Consider the following 19,081-nt stretch of genomic DNA (forward strand, 5'->3'; position numbering starts at 1 on the left):
GAGGTCGACGCGACAAAAACAGTCAACAAGTGAGGGAAACACCCTATGAGAAGACTTAAGCGTGATCCGTTGGAAAGAGCATTTTTGCGCGGATATCAATATGGCGTTGGTGGCAAATCCCGTGAGCTTTGCCCATTTACTCTACCGTCGGTACGTCAAGCCTGGATCAACGGCTGGCGAGAAGGACGCGGCGACAACTGGGACGGTATGACCGGCACTGCGGGAATCCACAGACTCAACGAACTTCACGCCGTCGGCTGACACAGGGCACTTATTCCGACACGACAATCTGATTTCGTAACAACCTGATCACCATGCACGTCCTTCCCGGACGGCGGGCTACGGCCCAGGGGCTCCTTCGAGGAGCCCTTTTTTATGCCTGCCTTTTTATGCCGGCCAATCAGCGCTTGGCGGCGATCGCGTCCACGGATTCGCGGATCAGCGCCGGGCCCTTATAGATGAAGCCGGAGTAGATCTGCACCAGGCTCGCGCCAGCCGCGATCTTCTCGGCCGCATGCTTGCCTTCGGTGATGCCGCCAGCCGCAATGATCGGCAGCTTGCCGCCCAGCTCGGACGCCAGCACTTTCACGGTATGGGTGCTCTTCTCGCGAACCGGCGCGCCGGACAGACCGCCCGCCTCGTCACCGTGTTCCATGCCTTCGACGCCCACGCGGCTGAGGGTGGTGTTGGTGGCAATCACCGCGTCCATCCCGGTTTCGATCAATGCCTGGGCGACTTGCGCGGTTTCTTCGTCGGTCATGTCCGGCGCGATCTTGATCGCCAGCGGTACATGTTTGCCATGGCGCAGGGCCAGTTCGGCGCGGCGCGTGGCCAGATCCGCCAGCAATTGCTTGAGCGAGTCGCCGAATTGCAGGCTGCGCAGGCCCGGGGTGTTCGGCGAACTGACGTTGACCGTGACGTAGCTGGCGTGGGCGTAGACCTTGTCCAGGCAGATCAGGTAGTCATCCACCGCACGCTCGACCGGGGTGTCGAAGTTCTTGCCGATGTTGATCCCCAGCACGCCCTTGTATTTGGCCGCTGCCACCCGCGCCAGCAGGTTGTCCACACCGAGGTTGTTGAAACCCATGCGGTTGATGATCGCCTCGGCTTCCGGCAGGCGGAAAATCCGTGGTTTCGGGTTGCCCGGCTGCGGACGCGGGGTCACGGTGCCGATTTCGACAAACCCGAAACCCAGTTGTGCGAAGCCGTCGATGGCCGCGCCGTTCTTGTCCAGACCGGCCGCCAGACCCACAGGGTTCGGGAACGTCAGGCCCATGACATTCACCGGCAGCGACGCCGGCGCCTTGCACAGCAAGCCGTTGAGGCCCAAACGCCCGCCCGCGCCGATCAGATCCAGCGACAGATCGTGGGAGGTTTCCGGGGAAAGTTTGAACAACAGCTGACGGGCCAGGGTGTACATGGGCGGCTATGACTCGGGCGGCGAAAAGAGGCGGCGATTATAGCCGGGCATCCCCCCGCCGCGCGAGGCGCACGGGTAAATCCGTGCGCATGGCATATGCCTTGCACCTTCCACGGCATCAGCCGGCAGGCCAATGGTGGCGTGCAGGCAAGGACAATGGCGTCGTCTCTCGGTTTTGCGCGGGCAAAGCCTGGGACGACGTTTTTTTTGAGGGTGGCTTTCATGACTCAAACCTCCGCCGGGCCGCTGGCCTGGGTCAACGGCAGCGATGCCCCGGAAAAAAGCGCGATCAACCTGGGTTTCATGGCCCTGAGCGACTGCGCCTCGCTGGTGGTCGCCGCCACTCAGGGCTTTGCCCAGCCTTACGGCCTGACCCTGAACCTCAAGCGCCAGAGTTCCTGGGCCAACCTGCGGGACAATCTGGTCAGCGGCGAACTCGATGCCGCCCACAGCCTTTACGGGCTGATCTACGCGGTGCATCTGGGCATCGGCGGTGTCGCGCCGACCGACATGGCGGTGCTGATGGGCCTGAACCAGAACGGCCAGAGCCTCAACCTGTCCCACGGTTTGCAGGGCCTGGGCGTGACCGGTCCTGAAGCGCTGCACCACCACGTGCACCAAACCCGCGCAAAACTGACCTTCGCCCAGACCTTCCCGACCGGCACCCATGCCATGTGGCTTTATTACTGGCTGGCGAGCCAGGGCATTCATCCGTTGCAGGATGTCGACAGCGTGGTGGTGCCGCCGCCGCAAATGGTCGCGCACCTGCAGGCCGGGCGCATCGATGGTTTATGCGTTGGCGAGCCGTGGGCGGCCAGCGCCGTGCAGCAAAATCTCGGGTTCACCCTGGCCACCAGCCAGACCATCTGGCCCGATCACCCGGAAAAAGTCCTCGGCTGCACCCGCGCCTTCGTCGAGCAATACCCCAACACCGCGCGCGCGCTGGTGATGGCGATCCTCGAGGCCAGCCGTTTCATCGAAGAGAGCCCGGAAAACCGCCGCAGCACCGCGCAACTTCTCAGCGCCGCCGAGTACCTCGACGCCCCGGTGTCCTGCATCGAACCACGCTTTCTCGGCGACTACGACGATGGCCTCGGCAATCGCTGGCAAGACCCTCACGCCCTGCGCTTTCACGGCGATGGCGCGGTGAACCTGCCGTACCTGTCGGACGGCATGTGGTTCATGACTCAGTTCCGCCGTTGGGGTTTGCTGCGCGATGACCCGGACTACCTCGCCGTCGCCCGGCAGGTGCAGCAACTGGAGATCTATCGCGACGCGGCGACTGCTGTGGGCGTCGCAGCGTGGGGCAAGGACATGCGCAGCAGCCAGTTGATCGACGGCAAAATCTGGGACGGCAGCGACCCGGCCGCCTACGCCCGGAGCTTCAAGCTCCACGCGCTGAGCGACAGCGCGCCACTTCTTGCCCGCCGCTGACAGGAGACCGCGAACATGCTGCGCATTCTGCTGATCAATGACACCGCGAAAAAAGTCGGGCGCCTGAAAGCCGCGTTGACCGAGGCCGGTTTCGAAGTGATCGACGAGTCGGGCCTGACCATCGACCTGCCGGCGCGCGTCGGAACGGTGCGTCCGGACGTGATCCTGATCGATACCGAGTCACCGAGCCGCGATGTGATGGAACAAGTGGTGCTGGTCAGCCGCGACCAGCCACGGCCGATCGTGATGTTCACCGACGAGCATGACCCCGGCGTGATGCGTCAGGCGATCAAGTCCGGGGTCAGTGCCTACATCGTCGAAGGCATTCACGCACAACGCCTGCAGCCGATTCTCGACGTGGCCATGGCCCGCTTCGAAAGCGATCAGGCCTTGCGCGCCCAGCTACAGGCCCGCGACCAGCAACTGGCCGAGCGCAAGCGCATCGAACTGGCCAAGGGCCTGTTGATGAAAATGAAGGACTGCAACGAAGAAGAGGCCTACACCCTGATGCGCCGCCAGGCCATGAGCCGCCAGCAGAAACTGATTCAGGTGGCGGAGCAGATCATCGCGATGAGCGAGTTGCTTGGCTGAAGTCCTGCGCTGCTTTTGATCGTTCCCACGCTCCGCGTGGGAACGCAGCCATGGACGCTCCGCGTCCGCTTCAGAACATGACGCAGAGCGTCACCGAATGCGTTCCCACGCAGAGCATGGGAACGAGCCACATCGATGTGGCACAAATCTCGCTAAGCAATCACCACAGGTAACCAACGGCGGTTGCCCCACCTACGACAAAGACGTCGCTCACCCTCTTCGCCCCTTTCGGCGATCCGGGTAGCGGCGTTTTTGCGTTTTGGCCCCACAGCCCGGGGCCGGTGGTGCGGCCGTGGCGGCGCTCCACTTGCTGGCTTGTGACTCCTTCTCGAGATTCTTAACAGCTGAGGTGCGCGATGAATAAAAGCTTCTGGAAATCCGGCCACACCCCGACCCTGTTCGCAGCCTTCCTGTATTTCGACCTGAGCTTCATGGTCTGGTACCTGCTCGGCCCGCTGGCGGTGCAGATTGCTGGCGACCTGCACCTGACCACTCAACAGCGCGGCCTCGTGGTGGCCACGCCGATTCTGGCCGGCGCGGTGCTGCGCTTTGCGATGGGCATGCTTGCCGATCGCCTGTCACCCAAGACTGCCGGGCTGATCGGCCAGGTGATCGTGATCTGCGCATTGTTCGGTGCCTGGAAACTCGGCATCCACAGTTACGAACAGGCTCTGCTGCTCGGCCTGTTCCTCGGCATGGCCGGCGCCTCGTTCGCCGTAGCCCTGCCCCTAGCCTCGCAGTGGTATCCGCCGGAGCATCAGGGCAAGGCGATGGGCATCGCCGGGGCCGGCAATTCCGGGACCGTGTTCGCGGCGCTGATCGCCCCGGTGCTGGCGGCAGCGTTCGGCTGGAGCAATGTATTCGGTTTCGCCCTGATTCCGCTGCTCCTGACCCTGGTGCTGTTTGCCTGGCTGGCGAAAAACGCGCCGGAGCGACCAAAAGCCAAATCCATGGCCGACTACTTCAAGGCCCTGGGCGACCGTGACAGCTGGTGGTTCATGTTTTTCTACAGCGTCACCTTCGGCGGCTTCATCGGTCTGGCCAGCGCCCTGCCCGGCTACTTCAACGATCAATACGGTCTGAGCCCGGTGACCGCCGGTTACTACACCGCCGCCTGCGTGTTCGGCGGCAGCCTGATGCGTCCGCTGGGTGGCGCGCTGGCGGACCGGTTCGGCGGGATTCGCACCCTGCTGGCGATGTACACAGTGGCCGTAGTCTGCATCGCGGCGGTCGGCTTCAACCTGCCGAGTTCCTACGCGGCGCTGGCCCTGTTCGTCTGCACCATGCTCGGTCTCGGCGCGGGTAATGGCGCGGTATTCCAGCTGGTGCCACAGCGCTTTCGGCGTGAAATCGGCGTGATGACCGGGCTGATCGGGATGGCCGGCGGCATCGGCGGCTTTGCCCTGGCGGCAGGCATGGGCGCGATCAAACAGAGCACCGGCAGCTATCAACTGGCGCTGTGGTTGTTCGCCAGCCTTGGCGTGCTGGCGTGGTTCGGCCTGCACGGGGTCAAACGTCGCTGGAGAACCACCTGGGGTTCGGCGGCCGTGACCGCTGCCCGGGTCTGAGGCCCGAATGGCTCTGCAACTGAGCTTTGCCGAAGCCAGCGCCACCGGCCCCCGCGCGGAAAACCAGGACGCCTTGCGCCTGGTAACCCCGGCCCCGGCGCTGGCGGCCAGCAAAGGGTTTCTGTTCGCCATCGCCGACGGCGTCAGCCAGTGCGCTGATGGCGGGCTGGCCGCGCGTTCGACCTTGCAGGCGCTGGCACTGGACTACTACGCCACCCCGGAAACCTGGAGCGTGGCCCAGGCCCTCGATCGTCTGCTGCTCGCACAAAACCGCTGGTTGCAGGCCAATGGTGGCGGTCAGCCGCTGCTCACCACGGTCAGTGTGCTGGTACTGCGCGGCCGGCGATTTACCTTGGCCCACGTAGGCGATTGCCGGGTCTATCGCTGGCACGCCGAGACCTTGCAACGGATCACCGAAGACCATGTCTGGGATCAACCGGGCATGCAGCATGTGCTCAAGCGGGCATTGGGACTGGATCAGCATCTGGTGCTGGACTTTCTCGATGGCGAACTGCGTGACGGCGAATGTTTCGTGCTGCTCAGTGATGGCGTGTGGGCAGCGCTCGGCGATACCGCCATCGCCGGGATTCTGCGCGATCAACCGGATCTGCACAGTGCCGCGCAAACCTTGGTCAATGCCGCGCATCTGGCCGGCAGTCAGGACAATGCCAGTGCGCTGTTGGTGCGGGTGGATGCTGTTGGCGAGGCCAGCATCGGCGATGCGCTGATTCATTTGCAGCAGTGGCCGCTGCCCCCGCCGCTGAAACCGGGTCAGGTCTTTGAAGGCTGGCGGGTTCAAGAGGTTATAAGCCGGAGCCAGCAATCGTTGTTGTATCGCGTGCTCGATGGTCAGGGCCAGGCGTGGCTGTTGAAGACGTTGCCTGCACAACTGGCAGACGATGCCCAGGCCTTGCTGGCGGAGGAATGGTTTCTCAAACGCGTCGCCGGGCGGCATTTCCCTGAAGTCCATAGCGCCGGTCAGCGTCAGCATTTGTACTACGTGATGCGTGAATATTCGGGAACCACCCTGGCGCAGTTGTTCGAACAAAGCGGCCCGCTGCCACTGGCCCAGTGGCAGGGTTTGGCCGAGCGCCTGCTGCGGGCCGTCGGCCTGCTGCATCGACGGCAGATCCTGCACCGCGACATCAAACCGGAGAACCTGCACCTGGGGGACGACGGCGAGTTGCGTCTGCTGGATTTCGGTCTGGCGTATTGCCCCGGCCTGTCGCAGGACGCACCGTCAACCTTGCCCGGTACCCCGAGCTACATCGCGCCGGAAGCCTTTCAGGGCGCAGCACCCAGCGCACAACAGGATCTGTATGCGGTGGGCGTGACTCTGTATTTCTTGCTCACCGGGCATTTTCCCTACGGCGAGATCGAAGCGTTCCAGCGCCCGCGTTTCGGGGTGCCGGTGAGTGCCGGTCGCTATCGCCCGGATCTGCCGGAGTGGCTGGCGCAGTGTCTGGAGCGCGGTGTGGCAGCTGATCCTTTGCAACGTTATGAAACCGCCGAGGAATGGCTGCTGACGCTGGAACAAGGTGAGCGCCGCAGCCTGAATGTACGCCCTCGCCCCTTGCTGGAACGGGAGCCGCTGAAGGTCTGGCGGACACTGGCGTTACTGGCACTGCTGGGCAATCTGGTCCTGCTGTTTCTGCTGTTTCATAGTTGATGCGGCGCTCCATTAACGGGCGTGCCGCTTCCATTCAGTGCAAAAACCACAACGAACATCTGGCCAATTCCAGCATTACCCCAGTGAATTCGCGGCTCACCGCGACTTGGCACAACCACTGCATTAACGTTTGCAACTGACATAAGGCCCGACCTTCAACGACGAAGGCCAGGCTTCCCGAGAGAACGGGACAAGGACAAAGGCGTCCTCGCTAGGTAACTGGCGGGGACGCCTTTTTTGTTTGCGCCATTTTTGTCGAGCAAGGCCTGAACGCCCACAAGAGGCAAGCCCGAAGCTCCCGGAGAACCTGATGAAAAAACTCAAACTGGTGATGATCGGCAATGGCATGGCCGGGGTCCGTACCCTGGAAGAACTGCTCAAGCTGAGCAACGAGCTGTACGACATCACAGTCTTCGGCGCCGAACCGCACACCAACTACAACCGCATCCTGCTGTCGCCGGTATTGGCCGGCGAGCAGACCTTCGAAGAGATCGTGCTCAACGACCTCGACTGGTACCTGGAAAACAACATCAAGTTACTGCTCAACCGCAAAGTGGTAGAGATCGACCGGGTCAAACGCCGGGTGATCGCCGAAGACGGCACCGAGGCCGAATACGATCGCCTGCTGATCGCCACCGGCTCGACCCCGTTCATCCTGCCGATCCCCGGCAACACCTTGCAGGGCGTGATCGGTTACCGCGACATCGCCGACACCCAGGCGATGATCGACACCGCAAAAACCCACAAGCACGCCGTGGTGATCGGCGGCGGCCTGCTCGGCCTCGAAGCCGCCAACGGCCTGATGCTGCGCGGCATGCACGTCACCGTGGTGCACCTCGGTGAATGGCTGCTGGAGCGGCAACTGGACAAGACCAGCGGCCAGCTCCTGCAAACCGCCCTCGAATCCCGTGGCCTGCACTTTCGCCTGTGCGAACAGACCCAGGCCCTGCACGACGCCGGCAATGGTCGGGTCGGCTCGGTGCAATTCAAGAACGGCGACATCATTCCTGCCGATCTGGTGGTCATGGCCGCCGGCATCCGCCCCAATACAGAACTCGCGGAAAAGGCCGGCATCCCGTGCAATCGCGGGATTCTGGTCAACGACACCCTGCAAACCTACGACCCGCGCATCTATGCCATCGGTGAATGCGCCAGCCATCGTGGCATTGCCTACGGGCTGGTGGCGCCGCTGTTCGAACAGGCCAAGGTTTGCGCCAACCACTTGGCCCAACTGGGTTTCGCCCGTTATCAGGGCTCGGTGACGTCGACCAAATTGAAGGTCACCGGCATCGACCTGTTTTCCGCCGGCGACTTCATGGGCGGCGAAGGCACCGAGACCATCACCCTCTCCGACCCGATCGGCGGGGTGTACAAAAAACTGGTGATCAAGGATGACGTGCTGGTCGGCGCCTGTCTGTACGGCGATACGGCAGATGGCGGTTGGTATTTCCGGCAGATTCGTGAGAATCACGCCATCGGCGAGATCCGCGATCACTTAATGTTTGGTGAAAACGCCCTCGGTGACGTAGGACATCAAGGCCAGGACAAAGCCATGAGCATGGCCGACAACGCCGAAGTCTGCGGCTGCAACGGCGTGTGCAAGGGCACCATCGTCAAGGCGATTCAGGAACATGGCCTGTTCAGCGTCGACGAAGTGAAGAAACACACCAAGGCTGCGAGCTCCTGCGGTTCCTGCGCCGGGCTGGTCGAGCAGATCCTGATCAACACCGTCGGCGGCGCGGCAGACGTCAAACCGAAAAGCGAAAAAGCCATCTGCGGTTGCAGCGACCTCAACCATGGCCAGATTCGCCAGGCCATTCGCGAACAGCATTTGCTGACCATCGCCGGCACCATGAGCTACCTCAACTGGCGCACCCCGAACGGCTGCGCCACCTGCCGCCCGGCCCTTAACTATTACCTGATTTCCACCTGGCCCGGCGAAGCCAAGGACGATCCGCAGTCGCGCCTGATCAACGAGCGGGCCCACGCCAACATCCAGAAGGACGGCACTTATTCGGTGGTGCCACGGATGTGGGGCGGCGTGACCAACCCGTCGGAACTGCGGCGGATCGCCGACGTGGCGGACAAATACCAGGTGCCAATGGTCAAGGTCACCGGCGGCCAGCGCATCGACTTGCTGGGGATCAAAAAACAGGACTTGCCCGGTGTGTGGAAGGACCTCGACATGCCGTCCGGCCACGCCTACGGCAAATCGATCCGCACCGTGAAAACCTGCGTCGGCAGCGAGTTCTGCCGCTTCGGCACGCAGAACTCGACCCAGTTGGGCATCGACCTCGAACATGACCTGTTCAACATGTGGTCGCCGCACAAAGTGAAGCTGGCGGTCTCCGGATGCCCACGCAACTGTTCGGAAGCGGGGATCAAGGACGTAGGAATCATCGGCGTCGATTCCGGCTGGGAGATGTACATCGGCGGCAACGGCGGGATCAAGACCGAAGTCGCCGAGTTCTTCGTCAAGCTCAAGACCGCCGAGGAAGTGCGCGAATACAACGGCGCGTTCCTGCAGCTGTACCGCGAAGAAGCCTTCTACCTCGAACGCACCGTGCACTACCTGCAACGGGTCGGCATGGAGCACATCAAGAAAGCCGTGCTGGAAGATCCCGAGCGTCGCAAGGCCCTGAACGAGCGCCTGCAATTCTCCCTGTCGTTCGAACAGGATCCGTGGAAAGAGCGCCTCGCCCAGCCGCAACTGAAAAAAGAATTCGACGTGATCCCCGTGAAAAACCTGGAGGTGCCGGCATGAACTGGCTCGATATCTGTGCCCTGGAAGAGATCAACGCCCTCGGTTCGCGGATCATCGCCGGGCCCAAAGGTGACATCGCGATCTTTCGCACAAGCGACGACGAAGTTTTCGCACTCGATGACCGCTGCCCGCACAAGGGCGGCCCCTTGTCCCAAGGATTGATTTACGGCAAGCGTGTCGCCTGCCCGCTGCACAACTGGCAGATCGACCTGAAGTCCGGCGAAGCCCAGGCCCCGGATGTCGGCTGCGCGCACCATCACCCGGCCCGAGTGGAAAACGGCCGCGTGCAACTGGCCCTGCGGGACGCCGTCTGATGAACCGCCAGACGACCGCCTCGACCTGCTGTTATTGCGGGGTCGGCTGCGGCGTGCTGATCGAGCATGACGGCGAGCGCATCCTCGGCGTCAGCGGTGATCCGGCGCATCCGGCCAACTTCGGCAAACTGTGCAGCAAAGGCTCGACCCTGCACCTGACCGGCGACTTGGCGGCACGGGCGTTGTACCCGGAACTGCGCCTGGGCAAAGGCCTGGCGCGCAGTCGTTGCGACTGGGACACCGCGCTGGATCACGCCACCAACGTGTTCGCCGACACCATCGCCGAACACGGCCCGGACAGCGTGGCGTTCTATATCTCCGGGCAGTTGCTGACCGAGGATTACTACGCCTTCAACAAACTGGCGCGGGCGCTGGTCGGCACCAACAACATCGACAGCAACTCACGGCTGTGCATGTCTTCGGCGGTGGTCGGCTACAAGCGCAGCCTCGGCGCCGACGCACCACCGTGCAGCTATGAAGACCTGGAGTTGAGCGATTGCGTGGTGATCGTCGGCAGTAACATGGCCTACGCCCATCCGGTACTTTTTCGCCGTCTCGAAGGAGCCAAATCCCGCCGCCCGCAGATGAAAGTCGTCGTTATCGATCCACGGCGCACCGACACCTGCGATCTGGCGGACCTGCATCTGGCGATTCTGCCGGGCACCGATGTCGCTTTGTTCCATGGGATTTTGCATCTGCTGTTGTGGGAAGACTGGATCGACCGCGACTTCATCAAAGCCCACACCGAAGGCCTCGCCGAGCTGAAAAGCCTGGTGCGCGACTACACGCCGGCGATGGTTTCGCAGTTGTGCGGGATCAGTGTCGAGCAGTTGCAGCAATGCGCCGAATGGATCGGTACATCACCAAGCTTTCTGTCGCTGTGGTGCATGGGCCTGAACCAGTCAACCGCCGGTAGCGCAAAGAACAGCGCGCTGATCAATCTGCACTTGGCCACCGGGCAAATCGGCCGTCCGGGTGCAGGACCTTTCTCCCTGACCGGTCAGCCAAACGCCATGGGCGGACGGGAAACCGGCAGCCTCTCAAATCTGTTGCCCGGCCATCGTGAAGTAGCCAATCCAGAGCACCGCGCAGAAGTCGCGGCGTATTGGGGTGTGGATAAGCTGCCGGAGAACACCGGTCTCAGTGCCATCGAACTGTTTGAACAGGTGCGCAGCGGCAAGATCAAGGCGTTGTGGATTGCCTGCACCAACCCCGCGCAATCGATGCCGGACCAGAACGCCGTCCGCGCCGCGCTGGAGGCTTGTCCGTTCGTGGTGTTGCAGGAGGCGTTTCGCACCACCGAAACCGCGGCGTTTGCCGATCTGCTGTTACCGGCGGCCAGTTGGGGCGAGAAGGAGGGTGCGGTGACCAACTCCGAACGGCGGATTTCCCACGTCCGCCAAGCCATTGCCGCACCGGGTGAAGCGCGACCGGACTGGGCGATCACCGTTGATTTCGCACAACGCCTGGAGAAACGTCTGCGCCCGCAACAACCGGGTCTGTTTGCCTTCGAGCAACCGGCGCAACTGTTTGACGAGTACAAACAACTGACTCGTGGCCGCGATCTGGATTTGTCCGGGATCAGCCATGGGTTGATTGATGAACTGGGGCCGCAGCAATGGCCCTTCCCCGCTGGCGCTCGCCAAGGCACAGCCCGACTGTATGGCGACGGGATCTTTCCTACAGCGAACGGGCGCGCGCAGTTTGTTGCCGATCCCTATCGCGCCGCCAAGGAACAACGCGATGCGCGCTTTCCCCTGACCCTGATCACCGGCCGCCTGCGAGATCAATGGCACGGTATGAGCCGCACCGGCACGGCGGCGCAGTTATTCGGTCATGTCAGCGAAGCGGTGTTGAGCCTGCACCCGGAGGAGTTGCGCCGGCACCGTTTGCAGCCGGGGGATCTGGTGAATCTGAAAAGTCGTCGAGGCGCAGTGATCGTGGCGGTCGCCAGCGATGACAGCGTGCGTCCGGGCCAGGCGTTCCTGCCGATGCACTGGGGCGATCGTTTCCTCAAGGGAGGCGTGAACAGCCTGACCCTGCCCGCCTTCGATCCTTTGTCGAAACAGCCGGAACTCAAGCATAGCGGCGTGCGGCTGGAGCCGGTGGATTTGCCATGGCAACTGTTCGCACTGATCGAGGGCGATGTTCAACGGCATTTCGAGGCGCTTCGACCACTCTGCGAGGCGTTTTCCTACGCAAGTCTCAGCCTTGTCGGACGTGAACGGCCTGCGCTGCTGATACGCGCAGCCAGCGTCGTGGCGCCAGAACCGCAATTGCTGCGTGAAATCGACCAGTGCCTGGCTCTGATCGAGGGGCCGGTACTGGCTTATGACGATCCTCGCCGCGCCATTGGCAAACGGGTACGCATCGAAAACGGACGAATCACCGCGATCCGTCTTGCGGGTGAAACCCTCGCCCAGCACTGGTTGCAAGGTCTGTGGCTGGAAGGCCGCGCCGACGAACAACTGCGGCGCTGGCTGCTGGCACCGATGAGTGCGCCGCCGGGCAATGCCGGCGTGCAGACTGTGGCGGACAAGACCCTGTGCAACTGCAAGAACGTCAGCCACAGCGCGGTCTGCGCCGGTATCCGTGAAGGTCTGGATCTGCAGGGTTTGAAAAATACATTGGGGTGCGGCACGCAATGCGGTTCCTGCGTCCCGGAAATCAAGCGCTTGCTGGCCGCCGAAGTGCGTTCGGTCGCCGTCATCTGAAGAGGAAAACACCATGAACGCGAAAGTCTGGCTGGTGGGCGCGGGCCCCGGTGATCCTGAATTGCTGACGCTCAAAGCGGTGCGTGCCTTGCGCGAGGCCGAGGTGGTGCTGATCGACGATCTGGTCAATGGGGCCGTGCTTGAGCACTGCCCTGCTGCGCGGATTATCGCGGTCGGCAAACGCGGCGGCTGCCGCTCGACGCCCCAGGCGTTCATCCATCGGCTGATGCTGCGTTATGCCCGTCAGGGCAAATGCGTGGTGCGGCTCAAGGGCGGCGATCCGTGCATTTTCGGGCGTGGGGGTGAGGAAGCTCAGTGGTTGCGCGAGCGCGGGGTCGAGGTGGAGCTGGTCAATGGCATCACCGCCGGACTGGCTGGAGCGACCCAGTGTGATATTCCGCTGACGCTACGCGGCGTGGCCCGGGGCGTGACGCTGGTCACGGCCCACACTCAGGACGACAGCCAGTTGAACTGGCGGGCCTTGGCGCAGGGCGGCACGACGCTGGTGATTTACATGGGGGTGGCGAAGCTCGGCGAGATTCGCGAACAGCTGTTGGCAGGAGGGATGGCGGCAGATACGCCAGTGGCGATGATCGAGAATGCTTCATTGCCGGAGCAACGCGAATGCCGCAGCGATCTGACAGCGATGGAAGACGATGCCCTTGGTTTCCAGCTCAAGAGCCCTGCGATTCTGGTCATAGGCGCCGTCGCAGCGGCCGCGCCCCAGGTCGACTCGATTGGCTGGGTAGCTGATCGCCTGGCCTGACAATCTCTGGCGTCACCAAATCGCAGGCAAAGAAAAGCCCGGCCTGAGCCGGGCTTTTCTCGGAGCGGCAGCTAATTACTTAGCTTGAGCTTCAACCTGCGCTTCTACGCGACGGTTAACAGCGCGGCCAGCTTCAGTTTTGTTGTCAGCAACTGGGCGGGATTCGCCGTAGCCGATCGACTGAACGCGGGACGATTCAACACCGTACTGGTTGGTCAGAACTTGCTTAACGGCGTTTGCACGACGCTCGGACAGTTTCTGGTTGTAAGCGTCAGGACCGACGGAGTCAGTGTGACCTTCAACAGTAGTGGTGGTGGATGGGTACTGCTTCATGAAGTCAGCCAGGTTTTTGATGTCGCCGTAGCTGTTTGGCTTAACAACCGACTTGTCGAAGTCGAACTTCACGTCCAGCTCAACACGAACAACTTCAGCAACTGCTGGGCAGCCATCAGCGTCAACAGTTACGTTGGCTGGGGTGTCCGGGCACTTGTCAACGTTGTCGCAAACGCCGTCGTTGTCGCTGTCGGAGCAGACTTCAGCCGGTGCTGGAACTGGAGCAGCAGCTGGCTTGGAGCCGCCACCGAAGTTCACACCGATACCGACGCTAGGAGCCCACTCGGTGTCGCCCTGGTCGATGTTGTACTGAGCTTCAACGCCAGCACGGGCGTAGAAGTTGTCGGTGAAGTACAGCTTGGCACCAGCGCCCAGGTTGGCGAAGGTGGAACGGTTACGACCGTTCGAACCGTTCTGGTCGATGCTCTGGTCAGAGAAACCGGCCGAAACGTATGGACGCAGCATGTCGCCTGGGTTGTTGAAGTGGTACAGAGCGTCCAGAGCGGTGTTGGCGCCCTTGACGTTCTTGCCATCGTCGGCACGCACGTTGTGCACTTCGTCGTAGCCCAGACGCAGTTCAACGTCGTCGGTCAGGAAGTAACCGATCGAACCGCCGAACAGGTTGCCGTTGTTCTTGAAGTTACGAGCGCTGTCGAATTGTTCTTTCTTTGCGAAGCCTTCGATTTCAACTGCGCCTTGGCCTTGTGCCAGAGCGCCGAAAGAAGTGGCGGCAATCAAAGAACCAATGGCCAAGCCCAAGGTGTTTTTCAGTTTCATCCGTTAAATCCCCATCTGGTGATTGTGAAGCAGTCCCGCAAACCGGGGGACAACTCGGCGGCAAGTCTATCAGAACTTGCCTACACGTAAGAGATATTTGCGCCGAACTAAGTTTCAGCAATGCCTGCAAATTTCTCACGCAATTTATCAAGAGCGCGTTTGTAACGCATTTTTGTCGCACTCAAACCCATGTGCATGATGTCTGCGATCTCCTGAAACTCCAGCTCTGCGACAAATCGTAGCACCAGAATTTCCCTGTCGATCGGGTTCACATACACCAGCCAGCGATCCAGTCCGCCCTTCTCCTCGGGTTTCGGCGCCTTTTCTTCGGACGCTTCCTCGAGGGGGTCAAGACTCAGTGCGTCCATCAAGCGACGCTTTCGCCGTTCCTTCCGATACTGTGTGATGCATTCGTTGTAGGTGATGCTGTATAGCCATGTCTTGAACTTCGATTTCCCCTCGAAGTTCTTCAGGCCGTACAGCACCTTCAACATCACTTCCTGACAGACATCGTCTGCGTCGCGATCGTTCCCAAGATATCGTGCGCACACGTTAAATAATGTCCGCTGGTAACGCCGCATCAGTTCTTCGTAGGCGCGCGTCACGTGAAAAAGCTCGGTATGCGAGCGCGCGACCAACTCCTCATCAGAGAGCTCGCGGGGATCGTAGCGCGTGGATAGCGTTTGGGCTTTATTCAAAACAAGTCGTGCCGACAGTCAGGTCAATGTCCACCGCAGCCAGCGACAGCTGGCATTTTGCGGCGGCATACATTAGCAGGGTTTGCCGGGTTAGCGGCTACTCACATGCTGTTCCAGCAGGATCCGATTGGAGAGAGAGACTAGCTCACCCTCATCGGTCAGCAATGTGGTCTTAACCGTGCCGATCTCTTCGATCTGGCCTTCGACCTCGCCAATACGCACTTGTTGCCCAACCTGATACAACTCACGCACATAGATTCCCGCAAGAATCTGACCGGCAATTTCCCGGCTTCCCAAACCCATGGCCAGCGCAACCGCCAGACCAACGGTAATCAATACGATGACGATCACATGGTTCAGCAGGTCGGTCTTGACCTCCAGCTGACTGATCGCGACCGAAATGCTGATGATGATCACCAGGCCCTGGGCAATTCGCCCAAGTCCTGAAGCGTAGTCCAGGCCTACGCCTTCTGCCGCCCCGCGAACCAGGCCATTGGCCAGTTGTGCGAGCAGGACACCCACCAGCAATACCAGCGCGGCACCGAACACTTTCGGCAAATACAGCGCGAGCATGTCAAGCGTAGCTGAAACTCGCTCAAGTCCAAGGGATTCTGCTGCCGAAACCAGAAAAATCAGCAGAACGAACCAGTAAACGATTTTGCCGATCAACGTGGAGATCGGCACTTGCAGCCCCGCGCGGGACATCAATTTAGTCAGGCCGGTGCCGCCCATCAGGCGATCAAGCCCCAGTTTGGCCAGCAACTTGGAGAGCAAGGTGTCCAGCAGCTTGGCCACGACGAAACCCAAAAGCAGCACAACCAATGCGCCGAACAGGTTCGGAATGAAGTTAGCGACTTTGGTCCACAACGCAGTCATTGCAGTGACGAGGCTCTGAGTCCAGAGATCAAGTTCCATATTCAATCAGCCTTATCAGCAGTGCGAGCGGTAGGTTTACGGAGACGGGAGACCGGCGCGACATGGGCCGAGCCGTTATTCAGGGCGATCATCAGCGCGGGCAGCCAGCGGCCCAGCAGGCTGAACAGATCGCCGGCGCCAACCTGGCGGTTGGCGGTTTTGAGCACGCGACCCAGGCAGGCATCGTCGTCGCGGCTGGACGGCGAAGCGTTGAGCATGTCGCGCAAAGACTGTTCAAACGGATCGTGCATACGCACCTCTCGTGATGTCTGTGAAAGACGCGGGCAAATTTGGTCGGGTCACATGATGCATCGTCAGACCCAGCGCAAACGGCGGAACAACCACCACTGGCCGAACGCCAGGGCGAGCACCGTCAGGCAGGCGATCAGGAAGCCATAAGGGCTGCTGGCGAACGGTATTCCGCCAACGTTTATGCCCAACAGACCGGTAATAAAACTCATCGGCAAGAAGATGCAGGTGATGATCCCGAAGCGATACATCGTGCGATTCATGTGCACGCTCAAGCGCCGGTCTTCGGCCTCCAGCACCAGCCCCACGCGCTCTCGGGTCAATTCGAGCTCTTCGAGATAACGGGTCAGGCTGTTGTTCAATTCGTTCCAGTAGTCGGCATCGTCATCGACGAACCACGGCAGCTTTATCCGCGTCAGCTGTCCGAAAATATCCCGCTGCGGTGCCAGAAAACGCTTCAGTCCGGCGGCCCGGCGACGGATATGCAAAATGGCGCCGTGCTCGGGGGTATACCGTTCGTCGGCATCCAGTTTTTCTTCCTCTTCATCGACCACTTCGGAGAGACAAGTCACCAGATCCTGCACCTTGTTGGTGAGGAATTGCGCCAGATACAGCATCAGTTCGGACGAGGTTTTCGGCCCCTTGCCCTCGGCGAGCATCGCCAGTAACTCGTCAGTGGCGCGCAATGGACGCAAACGCAGGGAAATCACCCGCTGGGCCGAAGCGAAAATCCGCACCGACACCATGTCTTCCGGCTCGGCGCCGGGGTTGAGATTGACCCCGCGCAAAAAAAGCAGCAGCTCGGAATCCGGCAGCGGCAACAGGCGTGGACGGGTGTTTTCTTCCAGCAGCAGGTCGCAGGTGAACTCATTGAGCCCACTGGATTTACGCAGCCAGGTCTGGGTCTGCGGGTGACTGCGATCCCAGTGCAGCCACAGGCTTTCATGAGCCTGCAGCCGCAGATCGTCGAGATCAGTCCGGGCTATCGAACGCGCACCGCCTTTACCGTCCAGCACCAGGGCATGCACCAGCCCCCATTGCGCGTTTTCTTCCTCGAACATCCTCACCCCTGTGGTTACCGCGATTTATTCAGGCATTTTCAGCGGACTTGGCGAGATGATCACGCCATTGTTGTCCGCATAGATGTACTGGCCGGGATGGAAGGTCACACCCGCGAAGGTCACCGGCACGTTGAGGTCGCCGAGACCGCGTTTTTCAGTCTTTTTCGGATGGCTGGCCAGGGCCTGAACGCCGAGATCGGTCTGGGCGATGACGTCCACATCACGGATGCAACCGTAGATCACCAGCCCTTCCCAACCGTTTTTCGCGGCTTTCTCGGCGATCATGTCGCCCAGCAGCGCGCAGCGCAGGGAACCACCACCATCGACCACCAGCACCTTGCCGTTGCCCTTGAGCTCGGCTTGCTCCTTGACCAGCGAGTTGTCTTCGAAGCATTTGATGGTCACGATTTCGCCGCCGAACGAATCACGGCCGCCGAAATTGCTGAACATCGGTTCCAGCACCTGAACCAGCTCCGGATAGGCGTCGCACAGGTCAGGCGTAAGGTAATGGTTCATCGAAAAACTCCTGTAACAAGGAAGACGAGCAAGAATGTCGCACTCTTTTGAAACGAGTCCCAACGGTCGCTGTTTACCTTAGCCCATGTCATGGTCGCTGAACGAACCTGAACACAGGCTGAAACGTAATAGCGAAACAGTCACTAAATATGACCAGAACCGTTCAATGCGTCATATCTTAGCCGCAAGCCGACCCGAACGAAATGCCCTTTTAAAGGCGCCGCGCTCACACCGCTGCCGCCAGATCCGGCTTCTCGCCGAGCAATGGCGTGTGCTGATCCGCCAGCCAACGCGCCACCAGCGGCCAGACCTCGGCCTGCGCCGCTTTGCTGACCAGCATCTCGACATGGCCGAACTGATCGTTGAAACCCTGTTCACGGCCCAAGTTGATGAACTGCTTGTGCTCGGAGCCGATCTGTTCGAACAGTTTCCGGCAGGCCCAGGCCGGATCCTGATGATCCCCCGCCGCGCTTACCGCCAGCACCGGGACCTGCACGTCGGCAAGACCTGCCCACCAATCCTTGTCCTTGTCGCCGAAACGCCCGAACAGTCCGTACCAGCGCATGCTTTCCAGCGCCAGGCCGATCGGCTCGTCCTCGGGGCCGCGCTTGAGTCGCGAGCCGGACAACTGGGCAAAACGCTTGAGAATGAAGCGCCCGCTCCACTCCACCGGCGGAATCTTCAGCGGCCAATAGGTGCGGCTGACCTGGGTGCCGAAAAACGCCGCCGACGCCACCGCCGGCTCACCGAGGTATTCGCCGCCCAGCGCAGCCGCCAACGTGATGCCACCCAGCGAGTGACCGATCCAATGCGGAATCTGCCCGCTCTGCTCACGGACGAACGCGGCAATCGCCGGCAGATCGTAACGGGCATAGTCGGCGACCCGGTTGCGGCGGTAGTCCTCGTTGCGCTGGGACAGACCGTGACCACGCATTTCCGGGATCCACACATCGAAACCCAGACGCGTCAGATACGCGCCCAGACCCAGCCCCTTCGGCGAGAACCAGAAGCGCCGATTGGAAAAACTGCCGTGCAGCAAGATCACCGGCACGCCGCGCGACGCCGGCTCATCGGCCATGCCGAGCCGGGTCACCGCGATTTCCACGGACCAGTCAGGGCTGTTGCCCGGTTTCAAACGGTAAACGTCTTCGCTCAGATCACCGCGTCGCTCGGCGCTGATCAGGGCGACAGGAAATAGGTTGCTGCTGCTTTGCATAATGCTCTTGCACAAAAAAGGGCGGCATCCGAAGAGCTCGCCCTACTTCAATCTTAAAGCCCCGACCCGGTTCAAC

Annotated in this window: 17 protein-coding genes; 9 read left to right on the forward strand and 8 right to left on the reverse strand. The window is 61.2% G+C overall.

Annotated elements, in window-relative coordinates; genetic code table 11:
• Positions 1-45 precede the first annotated feature (45 nt).
• Positions 46-261, forward strand: a complete 216-nt coding sequence (rmf, locus tag BMZ46_RS10580) for a ribosome modulation factor (RefSeq protein ID WP_003223300.1) — start codon at positions 46-48, stop codon at positions 259-261.
• A gap of 139 nt (positions 262-400) precedes the next feature.
• Here the strand turns inward: rmf and BMZ46_RS10585 are convergent, their stop codons facing one another.
• Entirely contained in the window at positions 401-1,420 is a 1,020-nt protein-coding gene (locus BMZ46_RS10585) for a quinone-dependent dihydroorotate dehydrogenase (RefSeq protein WP_039770005.1), read from the reverse strand.
• Between the two features lie 222 nt (positions 1,421-1,642).
• On the opposite strand from BMZ46_RS10585, the gene BMZ46_RS10590 reads away from it, so the two are divergent.
• The 8 genes from BMZ46_RS10590 (at position 1,643) to cobA (ending at position 13,240) form a co-directional block, all read left to right on the forward strand.
• Positions 1,643-2,854 carry a CmpA/NrtA family ABC transporter substrate-binding protein gene (locus tag BMZ46_RS10590; RefSeq protein ID WP_074687625.1) on the forward strand — a complete coding sequence of 404 codons (1,212 nt, stop codon included), beginning with the start codon at positions 1,643-1,645 and terminating at the stop codon, positions 2,852-2,854.
• Between the two features lie 15 nt (positions 2,855-2,869).
• Positions 2,870-3,445 carry an ANTAR domain-containing response regulator gene (locus tag BMZ46_RS10595; protein WP_074687624.1) on the forward strand — a complete coding sequence of 192 codons (576 nt, stop codon included), beginning with the start codon at positions 2,870-2,872 and terminating at the stop codon, positions 3,443-3,445.
• Positions 3,446-3,801: 356 nt separating this feature from the next.
• On the forward strand, positions 3,802-5,013 hold the full coding sequence (locus BMZ46_RS10600; RefSeq protein WP_064594690.1) for a nitrate/nitrite transporter: 1,212 nt from the start codon (positions 3,802-3,804) through the stop codon (positions 5,011-5,013).
• 7 nt (positions 5,014-5,020) lie between these two features.
• Entirely contained in the window at positions 5,021-6,682 is a 1,662-nt protein-coding gene (locus BMZ46_RS10605; RefSeq protein ID WP_074687623.1) for a bifunctional protein-serine/threonine kinase/phosphatase, read from the forward strand.
• A gap of 310 nt (positions 6,683-6,992) precedes the next feature.
• Positions 6,993-9,446 (forward strand): nitrite reductase large subunit NirB, encoded by a 2,454-nt coding sequence (gene nirB / locus BMZ46_RS10610; RefSeq protein WP_045121673.1) that lies wholly within the window; start codon positions 6,993-6,995, stop codon positions 9,444-9,446.
• Positions 9,443-9,760, forward strand: coding sequence for a nitrite reductase small subunit NirD (gene nirD, locus BMZ46_RS10615; protein ID WP_039769998.1), 318 nt, complete (start codon positions 9,443-9,445; stop codon positions 9,758-9,760). Before nirB ends, nirD begins: the two co-directional genes overlap by 4 nt.
• Complete coding sequence (locus BMZ46_RS10620; RefSeq protein ID WP_074687622.1) at positions 9,760-12,474, forward strand: nitrate reductase; 2,715 nt, start codon at positions 9,760-9,762, stop codon at positions 12,472-12,474. Before nirD ends, BMZ46_RS10620 begins: the two co-directional genes overlap by 1 nt.
• Before the next feature lie 13 nt (positions 12,475-12,487).
• Positions 12,488-13,240, forward strand: coding sequence for a uroporphyrinogen-III C-methyltransferase (gene cobA, locus BMZ46_RS10625; protein ID WP_074687621.1), 753 nt, complete (start codon positions 12,488-12,490; stop codon positions 13,238-13,240).
• A gap of 75 nt (positions 13,241-13,315) precedes the next feature.
• Here cobA and BMZ46_RS10630 read toward each other — a convergent pair whose 3' ends face one another.
• From BMZ46_RS10630 to BMZ46_RS10660, 7 genes are all read right to left on the reverse strand, one after another.
• Positions 13,316-14,350 (reverse strand): OmpA family protein, encoded by a 1,035-nt coding sequence (locus BMZ46_RS10630; protein ID WP_011333252.1) that lies wholly within the window; start codon positions 14,348-14,350, stop codon positions 13,316-13,318.
• Positions 14,351-14,457: 107 nt separating this feature from the next.
• A complete protein-coding gene (sigX, locus tag BMZ46_RS10635; RefSeq protein ID WP_011333251.1) occupies positions 14,458-15,048 on the reverse strand; it encodes an RNA polymerase sigma factor SigX in 591 nt (196 codons plus the stop codon).
• 90 nt (positions 15,049-15,138) lie between these two features.
• The gene (locus tag BMZ46_RS10640; protein ID WP_007951987.1) at positions 15,139-15,963 is read right to left on the reverse strand and encodes a mechanosensitive ion channel family protein; all 825 of its coding nucleotides are present in this window, start codon (positions 15,961-15,963) and stop codon (positions 15,139-15,141) included.
• Positions 15,964-15,965: 2 nt separating this feature from the next.
• A complete protein-coding gene (locus BMZ46_RS10645) occupies positions 15,966-16,214 on the reverse strand; it encodes a hypothetical protein (RefSeq protein WP_007951986.1) in 249 nt (82 codons plus the stop codon).
• Between the two features lie 63 nt (positions 16,215-16,277).
• Positions 16,278-17,273: a zinc transporter ZntB gene (locus BMZ46_RS10650; protein WP_074687620.1), complete on the reverse strand. Its 996-nt coding sequence runs from the start codon at positions 17,271-17,273 to the stop codon at positions 16,278-16,280.
• A gap of 24 nt (positions 17,274-17,297) precedes the next feature.
• Positions 17,298-17,789: a ribonuclease E activity regulator RraA gene (gene rraA, locus BMZ46_RS10655; protein ID WP_011333248.1), complete on the reverse strand. Its 492-nt coding sequence runs from the start codon at positions 17,787-17,789 to the stop codon at positions 17,298-17,300.
• A gap of 226 nt (positions 17,790-18,015) precedes the next feature.
• On the reverse strand, positions 18,016-19,005 hold the full coding sequence (locus BMZ46_RS10660; protein WP_011333247.1) for an alpha/beta fold hydrolase: 990 nt from the start codon (positions 19,003-19,005) through the stop codon (positions 18,016-18,018).
• Between the last annotated feature and the right edge of the window lie 76 nt (positions 19,006-19,081).

The organism is Pseudomonas sp. NFIX49, assembly GCF_900115915.1.
GTDB lineage: Bacteria > Pseudomonadota > Gammaproteobacteria > Pseudomonadales > Pseudomonadaceae > Aquipseudomonas > Aquipseudomonas pharyngis.